At 67.6% G+C, this 16,482-nt stretch carries 14 protein-coding genes and 1 pseudogene; all 15 read left to right on the top strand.

Features of this window, described 5'->3' with window-relative positions:
* Positions 1-96 precede the first annotated feature (96 nt).
* The 15 genes and pseudogenes from flhB (at position 97) to WKB25_RS08530 (ending at position 16,235) form a co-directional block, all read left to right on the top strand.
* Positions 97-1,227: a flagellar biosynthesis protein FlhB gene (gene flhB, locus WKB25_RS08600; RefSeq protein WP_033831035.1), complete on the top strand. Its 1,131-nt coding sequence runs from the start codon at positions 97-99 to the stop codon at positions 1,225-1,227.
* Entirely contained in the window at positions 1,224-3,326 is a 2,103-nt protein-coding gene (flhA, locus tag WKB25_RS08595; RefSeq protein ID WP_340569985.1) for a flagellar biosynthesis protein FlhA, read from the top strand. Before flhB ends, flhA begins: the two co-directional genes overlap by 4 nt.
* Positions 3,327-3,471: 145 nt before the next feature.
* Complete coding sequence (gene flhF, locus WKB25_RS08590; RefSeq protein ID WP_340569984.1) at positions 3,472-5,091, top strand: flagellar biosynthesis protein FlhF; 1,620 nt, start codon at positions 3,472-3,474, stop codon at positions 5,089-5,091.
* Positions 5,078-5,965, top strand: a complete 888-nt coding sequence (locus WKB25_RS08585) for a P-loop NTPase (protein WP_025878980.1) — start codon at positions 5,078-5,080, stop codon at positions 5,963-5,965. The genes flhF and WKB25_RS08585 overlap by 14 nt, the downstream gene beginning before the upstream one ends.
* Entirely contained in the window at positions 5,962-6,705 is a 744-nt protein-coding gene (locus WKB25_RS08580; protein ID WP_025878979.1) for an RNA polymerase sigma factor FliA, read from the top strand. The genes WKB25_RS08585 and WKB25_RS08580 overlap by 4 nt, the downstream gene beginning before the upstream one ends.
* Positions 6,706-6,724: 19 nt before the next feature.
* Positions 6,725-7,117: a chemotaxis response regulator CheY gene (gene cheY / locus WKB25_RS08575; RefSeq protein ID WP_005413247.1), complete on the top strand. Its 393-nt coding sequence runs from the start codon at positions 6,725-6,727 to the stop codon at positions 7,115-7,117.
* Positions 7,117-7,722, top strand: a complete 606-nt coding sequence (locus WKB25_RS08570) for a protein phosphatase CheZ (RefSeq protein ID WP_340569983.1) — start codon at positions 7,117-7,119, stop codon at positions 7,720-7,722. The genes cheY and WKB25_RS08570 overlap by 1 nt, the downstream gene beginning before the upstream one ends.
* A 2-nt stretch (positions 7,723-7,724) precedes the next feature.
* Positions 7,725-9,563, top strand: coding sequence for a chemotaxis protein CheA (locus tag WKB25_RS08565; protein WP_340569982.1), 1,839 nt, complete (start codon positions 7,725-7,727; stop codon positions 9,561-9,563).
* 126 nt (positions 9,564-9,689) lie between these two features.
* Positions 9,690-10,430: a flagellar motor protein gene (locus WKB25_RS08560; protein ID WP_025878976.1), complete on the top strand. Its 741-nt coding sequence runs from the start codon at positions 9,690-9,692 to the stop codon at positions 10,428-10,430.
* 1 nt (position 10,431) lies between these two features.
* Positions 10,432-11,277: pseudogene (motD, locus tag WKB25_RS08555) on the top strand (flagellar motor protein MotD); the annotation flags it as partial.
* Positions 11,278-11,446: 169 nt separating this feature from the next.
* Positions 11,447-12,229 (top strand): ParA family protein, encoded by a 783-nt coding sequence (locus WKB25_RS08550; RefSeq protein ID WP_340569980.1) that lies wholly within the window; start codon positions 11,447-11,449, stop codon positions 12,227-12,229.
* Entirely contained in the window at positions 12,226-13,455 is a 1,230-nt protein-coding gene (locus WKB25_RS08545) for a chemotaxis protein CheW (RefSeq protein ID WP_340569979.1), read from the top strand. The genes WKB25_RS08550 and WKB25_RS08545 overlap by 4 nt, the downstream gene beginning before the upstream one ends.
* Before the next feature lie 84 nt (positions 13,456-13,539).
* Positions 13,540-13,848, top strand: coding sequence for an STAS domain-containing protein (locus tag WKB25_RS08540; RefSeq protein WP_059064119.1), 309 nt, complete (start codon positions 13,540-13,542; stop codon positions 13,846-13,848).
* Positions 13,845-14,210, top strand: coding sequence for a response regulator (locus WKB25_RS08535; RefSeq protein WP_025878971.1), 366 nt, complete (start codon positions 13,845-13,847; stop codon positions 14,208-14,210). Before WKB25_RS08540 ends, WKB25_RS08535 begins: the two co-directional genes overlap by 4 nt.
* A gap of 45 nt (positions 14,211-14,255) precedes the next feature.
* Positions 14,256-16,235 carry a chemotaxis protein CheA gene (locus WKB25_RS08530; protein WP_340569978.1) on the top strand — a complete coding sequence of 660 codons (1,980 nt, stop codon included), beginning with the start codon at positions 14,256-14,258 and terminating at the stop codon, positions 16,233-16,235.
* Positions 16,236-16,482 lie beyond the last annotated feature (247 nt).

Raw genomic sequence — 16,482 nt, 5'->3', positions numbered from 1 at the left:
AAACCCGGTCGCTCCACGCCATGCGTGGATGCCCCACGCCGCCGTCACGGAACGATTCTTGCACGCACCCCGGCATCCCCTGCTGCAGTGCCTGTGATGTCCGAGAACGAATCCGCCGGCGAAAAAACCGAACAACCCACAGAAAAACGCCTGCGCGACGCCCGCGAACAGGGCAACCTGCCGCGCTCGCGTGAACTGGGCACGGCCGCCGTGTTCGGCGCCGGGGTGATCGCGGTGATGGCCATGAGTGGCTCGATGGCCAGCGGCGCCAGCGCCTGGATGCGCCATGCGCTCAGCCCCGAACAGAGCCTGCGCCAGCACCCGAAGGCCCTGTTCGGCCACTTCGGCGACCTGCTGCTGCAGTTGATGTGGGTGATCGCGCCGCTGGTGCTGGTCTGCCTGCTGGCCAGTTTCCTGGCGCCGGTGGTGATGGGCGGCCTGCGCTGGTCGGCCAAGGCGATGATGCCCGACATCAACCGCATGAACCCGATGAGCGGGCTCAAGCGCCTGTACGGTCCCGAAGCCATCGCCGAGTTCATCAAGTCGCTGCTGCGGGTGGCCTTCGTCGGCGTCGCCGCCGGCATGGTCGTATGGACCAGCTTCAACACCCTGCGCGGGCTGATCCACCAGCCGCTGGAAACCGCCATCGGCGACGGCCTGGGCTTCACCCTGCGGCTGCTGCTGGCCACCGCCGGGGCGATGCTGGTGCTGGCCGCCATCGACGCGCCGTACCAGCGCTGGAACTGGATGCGCAAGCTGAAGATGACCCGCGAAGAGCTGCGCCGGGAGATGAAGGAAAGCGAAGGCAGCCCGGAAGTGAAGGGCCGCATCCGCCAGCTGCAGCAGCAGATGGCCAACCGCCGGATGATGGAGGCGGTCCCCACCGCCGACGTGGTGGTGGTCAACCCGACCCACTATGCGGTGGCGCTGAAGTACGAAGGTGGGGCCATGAATGCGCCCACCGTAGTCGCCCTGGGCGTGGATGAAACCGCCCTGCGCATTCGTGAAGTGGCCGACGGCAACAAGGTCGCCATCGTCTCTGCCCCGCCTTTGGCACGCGCCTTGTATCGGGAAGGCCAACTCGGCAAGGAAATCCCCGTGAGACTGTATTCAGCCGTCGCCCAGGTCCTCTCTTACGTCTACCAGCTGCGCAGCTGGCGGACCGGCCCGATGCCGTCCACGCCGCACATCCAGGTTGATGAGTTCGGCAACGGGGGCCGCCCATGAGCGCCCAGGCATCCAGCTTCAATACCCGCCGCGCACTTGAGATGATCCGCCAGGGCCTGGGCGCGCCACTGATCGTGCTGGCCCTGCTGGCCATGGTCGTGGTGCCGTTGGCCGCGCCGGTGCTCGATGCGCTGTTCACCTTCAACATCGCCATCTCGCTGATGGTGCTGCTGGCGGTGGTCTACGTGAAGCGCCCGTTGGACTTCACCATCTTCCCGATCGTGCTGCTGATCACCACCATGCTGCGGCTGGCGCTGAACGTGGCCTCCACCCGCGTGATCCTGCTCAACGGCCAGAACGGCCACGACGCGGCCGGCAAGGTGATCGCCGCATTCGGTGAATTCGTGATCGGCGGCAACTACGCCGTCGGCATCGTGGTGTTCGCGATCCTGACCATCATCAATTTCGTGGTCATCACCAAGGGCGCCGGCCGCGTCTCGGAAGTGACCGCGCGCTTCATCCTCGACGCCATGCCCGGCAAGCAGATGGCGATCGACGCCGATCTCAACGCCGGTTTGCTGACGCGCGAGGAGGCCAAGCTGCGTCGCGAAGAGGTCCGCGAGGAAGCCGACTTCTACGGCGCGATGGACGGTGCCAGCAAATTCATCCGCGGCGATGCGATCGCCGGCATCCTGATCCTGTTCATCAACATGCTCGGCGGTTTGGCCGTGGGCGTGCTGCAGCATGGGATGCCATTCGGCGACGCCGCGGCCACCTATACCCTGTTGTCGATCGGCGACGGCCTGGTGGCGCAGCTGCCGGCGCTGCTTGTGTCCAGCGCGGTGGCGATGCTGGTCACCCGTGCCTCGCGCTCGCAGGACATGGCGCAGGCGATGACCAGCCAGGTGTTCGGCCAGTACCGTGCGCTGGCCATCACCGCCGGCATCCTCGGCGTCGTCGGCCTGGTGCCGGGCATGCCCAACGTCGCTTTCCTGACGCTGGCGGCAATCCTCGGCTTCATCGCCTGGAAGGCGTACCGCAAGGGCCTGGCGCCGGCACAGGCCGACACCGCTGCAGGCGATACCAATGCGCTGAACGCGCTGGGCCGCCCCGCTGCCCACGCACCCACGGCGGAACTGAGCTGGGACGAGCTGCGCCCGGTCGATCCGCTTGGCCTGGAAGTCGGCTATCGATTGATTTCACTGGTGGACAGCAACCAGGGTGGCGAACTGATGCCGCGCATCAAGGGCGTGCGCCGCAAGCTGACCCAGGACGTCGGTTTCCTGATTCCGTCGGTGCACATCCGCGACAACCTGGAACTGCCGGCCAACGGCTACCGGGTACTGGTGCATGGCGTGCCGGTGGCCACCGCCGAAATCCATCCCGACCGCGAACTGGCGCTGGACCCCGGCAGTGCGCTCGGTCCGCTGGAAGGCATCGCCGGCAAGGACCCCGCCTTCGGCCTGGATGCGACCTGGATCCAGCCGCACCAGCGCGCCCAGGCAGAAACCCTGGGCTACACCGTGGTCGACCCGGCCACGGTGGTCGCCACCCACCTTTCGCACCTGATCCGCGAGCACGCACCGGAACTGCTCGGCCACGAGGAAGTGCAGCACCTGCTGGCCAACCTGGCCAAGAGCGCGCCCAAGCTCGTCGAAGATCTGACGCCGAAGGCGCTGCCGCTGTCGGCGGTGGTGCGCGTGCTGCAGAACCTGCTGGTCGAGCGCATTCCGATCCGCCAGCTGCGCAAGATCGCCGAAGCACTGGTCGAACACGCCCCGCACAGCCAGGACCCGGCCACGCTGACCGCCGCAGTGCGCACCGCGCTGGGCCGCTTCATCGTGCAGGAGATCGCCGGAATGTCGGCGGAGCTGCCGGTGTTCACCCTCAACCCGCAATTGGAACGTGTCTTGCAGGAGTCCACGCAGGGCAACGGCGCCGCGCTGGAACCCGGACTCGCTGAGCGACTGCACCAGAGCCTGGCCGAATGTGTCAGCAAGCAGGAAGCCCGCAACGAGCCCGCGGTGGTGCTGGTACCAGGCCCGGTGCGTGCCGCGCTGGCCCGCCTGGTCCGCCACAGCGTTCCGTCGCTGTCGGTCCTGGCCTACAGCGAGGTGCCGGAGGACAAGCGCCTGAAGCTGGTCGGAACGATCAGCTGACGCCGCCCTGCAACGCGCCAGAAAACAGACACCACTTTCAAACACCCGCAACAGACAGATTCCAAGGGGAACCCGAACCGTGCAGACCACCGACCACCCGCGTTCTCCGACCGCCACTCCGCCGACTTCGTCCCGTGACCACAGCATGAAAATCAAACGATTCGTCGCCGCCGACATGCGCTCGGCCATGAACCTGGTGCGCAAGGAACATGGTCCTGACGCCGTGATCCTGTCCAACCGCCGGATCGAGGAAGGCATCGAGATCGTGGCTGCCGCCAACTACGATGAGAGTGCCGTGCAGCGCGCCCTGGAAGCGTCGCGCCGCGACGTGGCGCCGCCGCCCGCACCGAAGCCGCGCACCGCCGCCGACGCGGTGATCGCCGCGGTCACCCGCCGTCGCAGCAGCACCCCGGCACCGGAGCCGGTGGCGGCCACCACCTCGGCCGTTGCCGCCCTCGCCCGCGTCGCCGTCGGTGCTACCGGTCGCACCCTGGACAGCGCCGACGAAATCGTACCGACGCGCGGCAGCACCGGCTTCGCCGCTACGCTGGCGCGTGCCGCCGTCAATGAATCGACGTTGCCGGAACAGATATTCGCCCCGTTCGCCGACGCCATCGTGGCGCCCTCGCCGGCCGCAGCCGCGCCGGTGAACCGCGCCCGCTTCCAGATCGATCCGCCGCTGGAAGACAGCGCGCAGATGCCGGCAGTGTCGCCGCCGCCGTTGCCGATTGCCCTCCAGGCCACCACCACACCCGAAGACGAAGCCTCGCACGCGCCGGTCGCCGTGCAGCCGACCGAGGTTGCACCGGTACCGATGCCTACACTGACGCCAGCACCCGCGCTGACGTTGGTCGCCGATGACGCCGAGATCCGCCACCTGCGCCAGGAAGTGGCCGGCATGCGCCAGGTGATCGAGCGCGAAATGAACCGCTTCACCGACGAGCGCCTGCGTGGCTGCGCGGTGCGCGCCACTGCGCTGGACCTGATGGACGAGTACGGATTCGACGCCGGCATCGCCCGCGACGTGGCCATGCAGATCCCGCTGGAAACCGAAGCGCATCGTGGCCGCGGCCTGATGCTTGGACTGATCTCGCGCAAGCTGCCGATCGCTCCGGTCGACCCGATGGAGGAAGGTGGTGTGATCGCCCTGGTCGGCCCGACCGGCGCCGGCAAGACCACCACCATCGCCAAGCTGGCCTCGCGCTTCGCTGAAGCCCATGCGGCCCGCGATGTCGCCCTGGTCACCACCGATACGATGCGCATCGGCGCCCGTGAACAGCTGTACGGCTACGGCCGCCAGCTCGGCATCGCGGTGCACGAGGCCAACAGCGGCACCGACCTGGACCAGCTGCTGGAGCGATTGAAGGACTACAAGCTGGTGCTGATCGACACCGCCGGCCTGGGCCCGCGCGACCGTGCACTGGCCGCCCAGCTGCAATGGCTGCGCGCCGCCCGCCAGGTCCGCACCCTGCTGGTGCTGCCGGCCAACACCAGCTTCGGCGACATGGACGAGGTGGTGCGCCGCTTCGGCGCGGCCAACCTGCAGGGCCTGGTGCTGAGCAAGCTGGACGAGACCGGTCGCTTCGGCAACGCCCTGTCGGTGGCGGTGGACCACAAGCTGCCGATCACCTGGGTGACCGATGGACAGGACGTCCCGGACGACCTGCACCGGGCCAGTGCAGCCAATCTTGTACTTCGCCTTGAAGATTTGCGCCGCGCGGCCGATATGCCCTGCAACCCGGAGTTGAACCATGCCGTCGCGTGAGTACGCCAAGCTGACCACCACCTTCCCGCTGACGGCGACCCGCAGCGAGCCGCTCGGCCCTGTGCGCACGATCGCCGTGACCGGCGGCAAGGGCGGCGTCGGCAAGACCAACGTGTCGGCCAACCTGGCCGTGGCGCTTGCCGGCATGGGCAAACGCACCCTGTTGCTGGACGCCGACCTCGGCCTGGCCAACATCGACGTGATCCTCGGCCTGAGCCCCACCAATACCCTGGCCGACCTGGTCGCTGGCCGCTGCAGCCTGGATGACGTGATCATCGAAGGCCCGAACGGCGTGCTGGTGGTACCGGCTGCGTCCGGCCGCCGGCACATGGCCGAGCTGGCCCCGGCCGAGCATGTGGGCCTGGTCAACGTGTTCTCCGAACTGGAGCGCGAGCTGGACATCATGGTGGTGGACACCGCCGCCGGCATCACCGATGGCGTACTGACCTTCTGCCAGGCCGCGCAGGACACCGTGGTAGTGGTCTGCGATGAACCGGCGTCGATCACCGACGCCTATGCCCTGATCAAGGTGCTGTCGCGTGAACGTGGCGTGGACCGCATCCAGGTGGTGGCCAACATGGTGCGCGACCCCAACGAAGGCCGCGTGCTGTACGAGAAGCTGACCCGCGTCTGCGAGAAATTCCTCGCCGATGTCTCGCTGAACTACCTCGGCTGCGTGCCGCAGGACGATTGGTTGCGCCTGTCGGTGCAGCGCCAGCAACCGGTGGTGAAGGCCTATCCGTCCAGCCCGTCGGCGCTGGCGATCACCGAGATCGCCCGCCGCACCGCCCGCTGGCAGGCCCCGACCGAGCCGCGCGGTGGCGTCGAGTTCTTCCTCGAACGCATCATCAAGCAGCGCGGGGTGGCCGCATGAAAGGCGCCGCCCAGTACAGAGAGGTCCAGCGCACGGCGGCCAATGAAGTGATCGCCCAGCACTCGGACCTGGTGCGGCGCATCGCCCACCATCTGGCCGCACGCCTGCCGGCCAGCGTTGAAGTGGACGACCTGATCCAGGCCGGCATGATGGGCCTGATCGAAGCGTCGCGCAGCTACGACGCCGACCAGGGCGCCTCGTTCGAGACCTACGCCTCGATCCGCATCCGCGGTTCGATGATCGATGAGATCCGTCGTGGCGACTGGGTGCCGCGTTCGGTGCACCGCCGTGCCCGCGACGCCGCTGCCACCATCCGCCGCCTGGAGCAGAGCACCGGTCGCGCCGCCAGCGCCACCGAAGTGGCCGCCGCGATGGAGATGCCGCTGCCCGAGTACCTGCGCCTGATGGAGGATGCCTCGCGCGGGCAGGTGCTGAGCCTGGAATCACGCATTGAAGACCAGGGCGAGCTGGACACCGTCGCCCAGGGCGGGCCGACCCCGCAGCAGGTGCTGGAACGCGGCGAGTTCGGCCGCGAGCTGGGCAATGCCATCGGCCACCTGCCCGAGCGCGAACAGCTGGTGCTGTCGCTCTACTACGAGCAGGAACTGAACCTGAAAGAGATCGGCGCAGTGCTCGGCGTGAGCGAGTCGCGGGTCTGCCAGATCCACGGCCAGGCGGTTCTGCGCCTGCGTGGCCGACTGAAGATTTTCGAGGCGGCCGACGCCGGCCTCGAGAGCTGATCAACAAAGGAACTCTGCTTTGAACAAGAACATGCGCATCCTGATCGTCGACGATTTCTCGACCATGCGTCGTATCGTCAAGAACCTGCTGGGCGATCTGGGCTTCACCAATACCGCCGAAGCCGAGGACGGGCATGCCGCGCTGTCGTTGCTGCAGAGCCAGCCGTTCGACTTCGTGGTCACCGACTGGAACATGCCGGTGATGACCGGCATCGAGCTGCTGAAGGCGATCCGTGCCGATGCCAAGCTGAAGACCCTGCCGGTGCTGATGGTGACTGCCGAAGCCAAGCGCGAGCAAATCATCGAAGCGGCGCAGAACGGCGTGAACGGTTACATCATCAAGCCGTTCACCGCACAGACGCTGGAAGAGAAGCTCGGCAAGATCTTCGAACGCCTGGCGGCCAGCGCTTGATGGACACCACGGTCGACAAGAGCGCCCTCGCCCTGCGCCTGCAGGAAGCCCTGGATGCACTGGAATCCGGCGACGAGGCGGCGTGGCGCCAGCGCATCGACGGCCTAGTCGCGCTGCGCACCCAGCCGATGATGAGCGGCCTTTCGCGGCTGGCCCGCGAACTGGGCCAGGCGCTGGGCGAACTGCCGACCGTGCCCGATGAAGCCGGTGAGCTAGACGACGCCTGCGCACGCCTGGACCACGTGGTGGCGATGACCGAACAGGCCACCCACCGCACCCTGGACCTGGCCGAAGAGTGCCGCAGGCTGACCGAACAGCTGCGTGCCGACGGCCTGCAGCCGGGCCAGGACGTGCAGCTGGACCGCATCCGCCACAACCTCACCGAGATCGCCCTGACCCAGAGCTACCAGGACCTGACCGGGCAGATCATCCGTCGCGTGGTCGGCATCGTCCGCCGCGTGCACGAAGGGTTCGGCGCGCTCGGCCTGCCGCCGGAACAGCATCGCACCGATCCGGAACTGGCTGGGCCGGCACTGAAGGGACTGGACCGCCATGCGGTCTCGCAGAACGACGCCGACGACCTGTTGTCGGATCTGGGGCTGTAACCATGGGCGCAGTAGCCGACGACATCACTGCCGATTTCATCATCGAGGCCCAGGAAATCCTGGATCGCCTCGGCGAACAGCTGGTGTCGCTGGAACAGGCACCGCAGGACAGTGAACAGCTCAACGCGGTGTTCCGTGGCTACCACACGCTGAAAGGCGGCGCAGGTTTCCTCGGCATCACCGCGATGGTCGAGCTGTGCCACGCCGCCGAAGAAGCGCTGGGCGCCGTGCGTGCCGGCCAGGCCGTATTGCAGGCACATCACTTCGATGCCGCCCAGCAGTCACTGGACTACCTGCAGTCGATGCTTGACGCGGTGTCCTCGGGTACCGAGCCCGGCTTTGCCCCGCCCGAACTGGTCGCCCAGTTCGATGTGCATGGCGGTGGCACAGCTGCGCCTTCGGCCGCGACGCCGAATGCGGGCGCTGGAGACCTGATCACCGACGACGAATTCGAGGCCCTGCTCGACCAGCTGCACGGCGGCAAGGCGCCGGCAACCGTGGCGGCGGCGAAGAAGGCCGACGACATGATCAGCGAGGACGAGTTCGAGGCATTGCTCGACCAGCTGCATGGCGGCGCCGCCCCGGGCAGCAACGCCATCGCAGCGGTTGCCGCCGTACCGGCGCCGCGACCGGCGCCCTCGCCGGCCCCGCCCGCTGCCAGGCCCGCACCCAACAAGCCCGTCGCCGAAGCCGAACACACCGTGCGCGTGGACACCAAGCGCCTGGATGCGATCGTCAACCTGATCGGCGAACTGGTGCTGTCACGAAACCGGTTGAAGACGCTGCGCACGCGCCTGCGCGATGAAGAGCTGGACCGCGCCGTGTCGACGCTGGACATCGCCACTGCGCGCCTGCAGTCGGCGGTGATGCGCACGCGCATGCAGCCGGTCGGCAAGGTGTTCTCGCGCTTCCCGAAGGTGGCGCGCGACGTTGCGCGTTCGCTGAAGAAGGAAGTGGACCTGGAACTGATCGGCGCCGAAACCGAGCTCGACCGCAACCTGGTCGAAGCGCTGGCCGACCCGCTGGTGCACCTGGTCCGCAACGCCATCGACCATGGCGTGGAAATGCCTGACCTGCGCGAGGCGCAGGGCAAGCCGCGGATGGGCCACGTGCGCCTCTCAGCGCAGCAGGAAGGCGACTACGTCAGCATCGAAGTGCAGGACGACGGTGCCGGCATCGATCCGGAGAAGCTGCGCGCCAAGGCACGCGAGAAGGGCCTGATCGATCCGGAGGCCGCTGCCCGCCTGAGCAGTGAGGAGTGCCTGCATCTGGTGTTCCTGCCCGGCTTCTCGACCAAGCAGCAGGTCACCGACATTTCCGGCCGCGGCGTCGGCATGGACGTGGTGCAGTCGCGCATCCGCGAACTGAGCGGGCAGATCCAGATCCAGTCGGAACTGGGCCGCGGCAGCCGCTTCATGATCCGTGTGCCACTGACCCTGGCAATCCTGCCGACCCTGCTGGTGCAGGCCGGCGAAGACGTCTACGCACTGCCGCTGGCCCGCGTGATGGAAGTGCTGCATGCACCGCGCACCTCGCTGGGCTGGTTCGATGGCCGCGCCGTGCTGGACCGTCGCTCGCACACGCTGGCGCTGGTCGACCTGCGGCAATGGCTGGATGTGACGCCGGCCGCCTCGCCGCTGCTGACCATCGTCGTGCTGCAGGCCGGTGAAGCGCGCTTCGGGCTGGTGGTGGACCAGGTGCGCGGGCGCGAGGAAGTGGTCATCAAGCCACTGCCCAAGGCCCTGCGCGGCCTGCGCGGTTACGCAGGTGCAACCTTGATCGGCGATGGTCGCATGGCCCTGATCCTGGACGTGGACGGACTGCGCAGCCCACACGACTGACCTCGTTCCTGAACCCGGCGCACCGTGTCGCCGGGCCAGGCCTGGCGACACAAGAAACTGTGAACTCCGTTACAGCAGATTCTCCCGGTGTCTCAAGTCCCATTCATACAAGCCGATACCGGACCCATGGATAGACTCAGCCTCATTGGACTTTTCCTCGCCCTGGCCTCGCTGGTCGGTGGCAGCATCCTCAAGGGCGCCGGCCTGGCGTCGCTGTGGTCGCCTGCGGCGTTCGTGATCGTCATCGTCGGCACCATCGCCGCCATCCTGCTGCACACCTCGCCAGCGGTGTTCAAGCATGCCTTCAAGATCGTGCGCTGGGTCGTGCGGCCGCCACACAGCGACCGTCGCGAACTGATCCAGCAGATCGTGGAATGGAGCAACATCGCCCGCCGCCAGGGCCTGCTCGGTCTGGAATCGCAGGTGGAAGCGCAGCAGGACCCGTTCCTGCGCAAGGGCCTGCAGCTGCTGGTGGACGGCGTTGAACCCGAATCGATCCGGCACATGCTGGAGATCGAACTGGGCAGCCAGGAGCACCAGGACCAGGCCGCCGCCAAGGTGTTCGAAAGCATGGGCATCTATGCGCCCACGCTGGGCATCATCGGCGCCGTGCTCGGCCTGATCGCGGTGATGAAGAACCTCGCCGATCCGAGCAAGCTCGGCCACGGCATCGCCGCCGCCTTCACCGCCACCATCTACGGCATCGCCTCGGCCAACCTGCTGTTCCTGCCCATCGCCGCCAAGCTGAAGGGCGTGATCGCCCATTCCAGCCGCGACCGCGAAATGGTCATCGAAGGCCTGATCTCGATCGCCCAGGGCGAGAACCCGCGCAACATCGAAACCAACCTCTCCGGCTTCCTGCACTGACATGGCCCGCCGCAAGCACCACGAAGAGCACGCAAACCACGAAGCATGGGCCATCCCCTATGCCGACCTGATGACGCTGCTGCTCGCCTTCTTCGTGGTCATGTACGCGATCTCCTCGGTCAACGAGGGCAAGTACCGGATCATGGCCGACGCTCTCACCGATGCCTTCGGTGGCGCGCCGCGCACCATCAATCCGGTGCAGGTGGGCAACAAGCAGGTGCAGGGCGGCGGCTGGGACAGCCCGTCGGTGATCAAGTCCGGCACCAGGATCGGCCCTTCCGCTCCGGCGCCGTCGCACGACCCCACCCTGCTGCCAGCGATGGCCTCGCAGATGCGCATGCCGGTGTCGGTGCACAACCAGGAACAGATCGCGCGTGCCGAGCGGCAGCTCAACAGCATCGCCGACCGCCTGACCGCTGCGCTGGCGCCCCTGATCGACCGCGGCATGATCAGCGTGCGCCGCACCGAACTGTGGATCGAAGTCGAGATCAACAGCGACATCCTGTTCCCGACCGGCTCGGCAGCGCTGGACGTGCACGCGCGCGACACCCTGGCCAGCCTGGCCGGCGTGCTGCGCGACGTGCCCAACAGCGTGCGCGTGGAAGGCCACACCGACAACGTGCCGATCGCCACCGCCACCTTCCCGTCCAACTGGGAACTGTCGGCCGGGCGCGCGGCCAGCGTCGTGCATCTGTTTGCCGACCAGGGCCTGCAGCCGTCGCGGCTGGCGATGGTCGGCTATGGCCAGTTCCGCCCGCGCGAAGAGAATGACAGCGCGCAGGGCCGCAACCGCAACCGGCGGGTGATGGTCATCATCCTGGCCGACACCAGTCATTCTGTGGACCCGCTCGGCGAACGCCTGAATGCCGCCACCGGCGCCACACGTGGCGCCAGCGACCAGGCCGCCGCAGCGCCGGCCACCCCCACTTCCCCCACCGCACCGGTGCAGTTGCCACCGGTGCCGGCTGGCAGCCGTGTCGGCGCCGCCGTTCCCCCGGCAATGAAGGAGTAATCCGATGCGCATCTGGGCAGTCGCCAACCAGAAGGGCGGAGTCGGCAAGACCACCACCACCCTCGCCCTCGGTCGCGGCCTGGCCGCGCTCGGCCACCGCGTGCTGCTGATCGATCTCGATCCGCATGCTTCGCTGACCCGCGCCTTCGGTGTGCCGATCGAACCGGCACCCACTGGCGTGCTGGAACTGTTCAGCGCACCGCCAGCCGACCTGTCCACGCTCAGTCACGCCAGCAACATCGACGGGCTCGATTACGTGTGCGCGCAAGCCTCGCTGGCCACGCTGGAACGACGCAGCGCCAACCAGCCGGGCCTGGGCCTGGCACTGCAGAACGCCCTCGCCCGCCACCAGGGCCAGCACGACTACATCCTGCTGGACTGCGCACCGACGCTGGGCCTGCTGATGATCAACGCACTGGCCGCGGCCGATCGCCTGATCATTCCCACCCAGGCCGAGCCGCTGGCCCTGCACGGCCTGGATGGCATGGTCCGCACTGGCGAGATGGTCGAGCGTTCGCGCCGCCGCCCGCTGCCGATCTCGATCCTGCCAACGCTGTTCGACCGCCGCACCCGCACCGGCAATGAATCGCTGCGCGCCATGCAGGACCGCCACGCAAGCCGCGTCTGGGAAGATGCGATCCCGATCGACACCCGTATCAGCAATGCGGCCGGGCTGACCCTGCCAAGCATCGGCGAGGACTACCCGGGCCGTGGCCTGGCGGCCTATCGCCGCGCGTTGAACTGGATCCTCGGTGAGGACGCACGTGCCCTGGAGCAGGCGGCATGAACACCACCGGCATGCTGGATGACTATCTGGACGAGCTGCTCGGCGACATTGCCGTCGCACCGGTCGCAGCTGATGCCGTGCCCCGCCCAACGAGCGCAGCGGCCGACGCCGAACGCGAGCCGACCTGGGATGATCTGCCGGCCGAGGTGATCTACGAAACCGACACTGTCGTAGCCGCCCCGGCCAATGACGATGCTTCCCTCGAAGCCGCGTTCGACGCCGCCACCGCGCCCACGGCCGACACCGAGCGCGAGCCGACCTGGGACGATCTTCCGGCCGAGGTGATCTACGAAACCGACACCGTCACGGCCGCCCCGGCCAGCGACGATGCTTCCCTCGAAGCCGCCTTTGACGCCGTCGCCGCACCTGCGGCGGACGCCGACCGCGAGCCGACCTGGGACGATCTGCCGGCTGAAGTCGTCCATGAAACCACGCCCGTGGCCGTTGCCCCTGCCGCACCGCCCGCGCCGGAACCCACTTGGGATGACCTGCCGGACGAAGTGATCTACGAAACCGACGCCGCCGACAGCCTCGCGCACATGGACAGCCCCGGGCTGCAGGCCGCGTTCGAAGCCGCCGCCGACGGCGAGGTGGTTGCTGCCATCACCGCGCCGGCCGTTGCCACGCCTGCAGCGCGCCCGGCACCGGCAGCGATGCCGTCGATGACCCGCGCCGCCGTAACGCCGCCGCCACGGATCGCAGTCGACACCCCATCCAGCAACCGCCCCGGGACCTGGCAGGAGCTGCAGGCGCAGGCGCATCAGCCCGCCAGCAGTCCGCACCCGCAGAACCGCCGCGCCGGCGAGCGCACCTCGCGCTGGCTGCGCCTGCGCTGCGGCACCCAGGCCTACGCGTTGGAGCTGCTGAAGGTGCAGGAAGTGGTACTGCCGGTGCCGTTGCTGCCATTGCGCGGTACCGCCCCGGAAATGCTCGGCATCATGAACCTGCGCGGCCAGGTGGTGCCGGTGATGGATCTTGGCCTGCACCTGGGCGCGGCGTCCGCCGAGGATGACGCGCAGACCCGCATCGTCGTGCTCGAAGAGAACGGCGAGACCCTGGGCCTACGTGTATCGGCCGTGGAGGATGTCGCCAACCTGACCGACTCGCAGATCGAACCGCCCGATACCGCCCGCATCTGCCAGATCTCCAATGACCTGTTCCGCGGCGTGGCCCGTATCAGCCAACGGCCGATGATCCTGCTCGACGCCACGCAGCTGCTGGGGTGAATCGGCACTTCGCGCCGATCACGCCCCTAAAGAACTACCGCGCGGTGCCGTTATGAATGCTGGAACCGTTTGTCCGGAGCAACGATGAGCACTGTCGAACTGGGTGAGGATCTCGGCATCGAGAGCAGCACCGAGCTCAAGAACCGCCTTTCGCCCTTGGTGGCGGAAGCAGGCGAGCTGACCCTGGATGCAAGCCAGGTCGGTCGCATCCATACCGCCAGCGTGCAGGTGCTGTGTGCCTTCGTGCAGGCCCGCCGCGAGGCAGGCCTGGGCACCGGCTTCCACGGTTGCACTGCAACCTTCCGTGACGCTGCACGCCTGTTGGGCGTCACCCAGGCCCTGGGCCTGGACGTACCCCATGACAACCTGAAATCTGTGGAGAACGCTGCATGAGCGCACGTATCTTGGTGGTGGACGATTCGGCGTCGATGCGCCAGATGGTTTCCTTCGCCCTCACCTCGGCCGGTTTTGCCGTCGAAGAAGCTGAAGACGGCGCGGTCGCGCTCGGACGTGCCAAGGGCCAGCGCTTCAATGCGGTGGTCACCGACGTCAACATGCCGAACATGGACGGCATCGCGCTGATCCGCGAACTGCGCCAGCTGCCGGACTACAAGTTCACGCCGATGTTGATGCTGACCACCGAATCGGCCGCGGACAAGAAGTCCGAAGGCAAGGCCGCCGGTGCCACCGGCTGGCTGGTCAAGCCGTTCAATCCCGAACAGCTGGTCGCCACCGTGCAGAAAGTGCTGGGCTGATCGCCCCGCACTGCTCCCCCTCTTCGCTTCCGGATCGCCACTGCCATGAGCATGGACCTGCAACGCTTCCACGCCACTTTCTTCGAGGAGAGCCGCGAAGGCCTCGACGCCATGGAGGCTGGCCTGCTGGCCCTGGAATCGGGACAACAGGACCCGGAGATCATCAACTCAGTGTTCCGTGCGGCCCACTCCATCAAGGGTGGCGCCGGCACGTTCGGCTTCGATGCCATCGCCGGGTTGACCCACGTGCTGGAGACGCTGCTGGATGAGCTGCGTGCCGGCAAGCGCGCGCTGGAAGGCAACGCCGTCGATGCGATGCTGTCGTCGGTGGACGTGCTGCGTGCCCTGTTGCGCGAGGCCGAGCACGGCCAGCCCGCCGACCCCGCAGCGGTTGCCGCGGTGAAGGCGCGCCTGGAATCGGTGCTGTCCGGCCATGCGCCAGCCGCCGCTGCGCCGGCCGCCGCCAGCAAGGTCGACGACACGCCGGAAGCCTGGCAGATCGGCTTCACCCCGGCGCCGTCGCTGTTCATGAGCGGCAACGACCCGCTGCGCATCATCCGCGAACTGGAACACCTGGGTTCGCTGCAGGTGGCCGCACGCATGGATCGCCTACCCGGTTTTACCCAGCTCGATCCACTCGAAGCCCACCTTGCGTGGGACCTGGGCCTGGTCGGCAAGGTGCCGCGCAGCAAGATCGAAGATACCTTCGCCTGGGTGCTGGACGACTGCGAGCTGGACATCCGTCCGGCCGCACCGCCAAACCTGGCGACGCAGGCACCGGCTGCCGCGCCGGTGGCCGCCGTCGCACCTGCCGCTGCCGCACCGACGGCGAGCGCCGGCACCAGCCAGGAAGCGGAAACCTCCATCCGCGTCAGCGTCGACAAGGTCGATGCACTGATCAACCTGGTCGGCGAACTGGTCATCACTCAGGCCATGCTCAAGCAGGTCTCGCACGCGCTGGATCCGGTCCATGCCGAGAGCCTGTTCGCTGGCCTGGACCTGCTTGAACGCAATACCCGCGACCTGCAGGAAGCGGTGATCGGCGTGCGCATGCTGCCGGTCGATGCAGTCTTCCGCCGCTTCCCGCGCCTGGTCCGCGACCTGTCCGGCCGCCTCGGCAAGCACGTGCGCCTGCGCACGATCGGCGAAGGCACCGAACTGGACAAGGGCCTGATCGAAAAGATCGCCGATCCGCTGGTGCATCTGGTCCGCAACTCCATCGACCACGGCCTGGAAATGCCCGACGTGCGTCGCGATGCCGGCAAGGACGAGACCGGCACGATCACCCTGGCCGCTTCGCACCAGGGCGGTCACATCGTCATCGAGGTCAGCGACGACGGTCGCGGCCTGAATCGCGAGAAGATCCTGGCCAAGGCGCACGAGCGCGGCCTGGCCGTGCCGGACAATCCGACCGATTCCCAGGTCTGGGACCTGATCTTCCAGCCCGGCTTCTCCACCGCCGATGCGGTCACCGACCTGTCCGGCCGTGGCGTCGGCATGGACGTGGTCCGCCGCAACATCCAGGCGCTCGGTGGCGAGGTGCAGATTGAAAGCGGCCTCGGCACCGGCACCCGTACGCTGATCCGGCTGCCGCTGACCCTGGCCATCCTCGACGGCATGACCGTGGCGGTGGCCGGCGAAACCCTGATCCTGCCCCTGGCCTACGTGCTCGAAGCACTGCAGCCGCAGCCCGAGGACATCCGCAGCATGGCCGGCGAAGGCCGCGTGCTGCGCGTGCGTGGTGAGTACCTGCCGATCCTGTCGCTGAGCGAGTACTACGGCTATGGACAGCGCGCACCCGGCAGTGAATCGCTGGTGGTGGTGGTGGAAGGTGATGGCCAGAAGATCGCGCTGGAAGTGGACGAACTGGTGGGCCAGCAGCAGGTCGTGGTGAAGAACATCGAGAACAACTACCGCCGCATCGGTGGCGTATCCGGCGCCACCATCCTCGGCGACGGCCGCGTCGCCCTGATCGTCGACATCGGCGGCCTGGTGCGTTCGCTGCGGGTGCCGCAGGCCGCCTGAGCCGCTCCGCGCGCTGTGCCTGACCGCCGCCCTCCGGGGCGGCGGTTTCTATTTGCGCGCGCGTACAACACCCCCTCCTTCGCGCCTGACAGGGCTGCGCGGTCTGGTGTGAACTCCGTCAACCCGCACTGTGAACCCCATCATCCGCATGGTTTCGCCTGAAACCACGATATCGATGCGAAAGCCCCGCCATAGCGTGCTTTGCGTTGCATCTCCCTACGCCAGCGAATGTGACACAGGTCCATAA

Origin of the sequence: Stenotrophomonas sp. G106K1 (assembly GCF_037969685.1) — a bacterium.
GTDB classification, from domain to species: domain Bacteria; phylum Pseudomonadota; class Gammaproteobacteria; order Xanthomonadales; family Xanthomonadaceae; genus Stenotrophomonas; species Stenotrophomonas lactitubi.
This window is presented reverse-complemented; position numbering and strand designations above follow the sequence as displayed.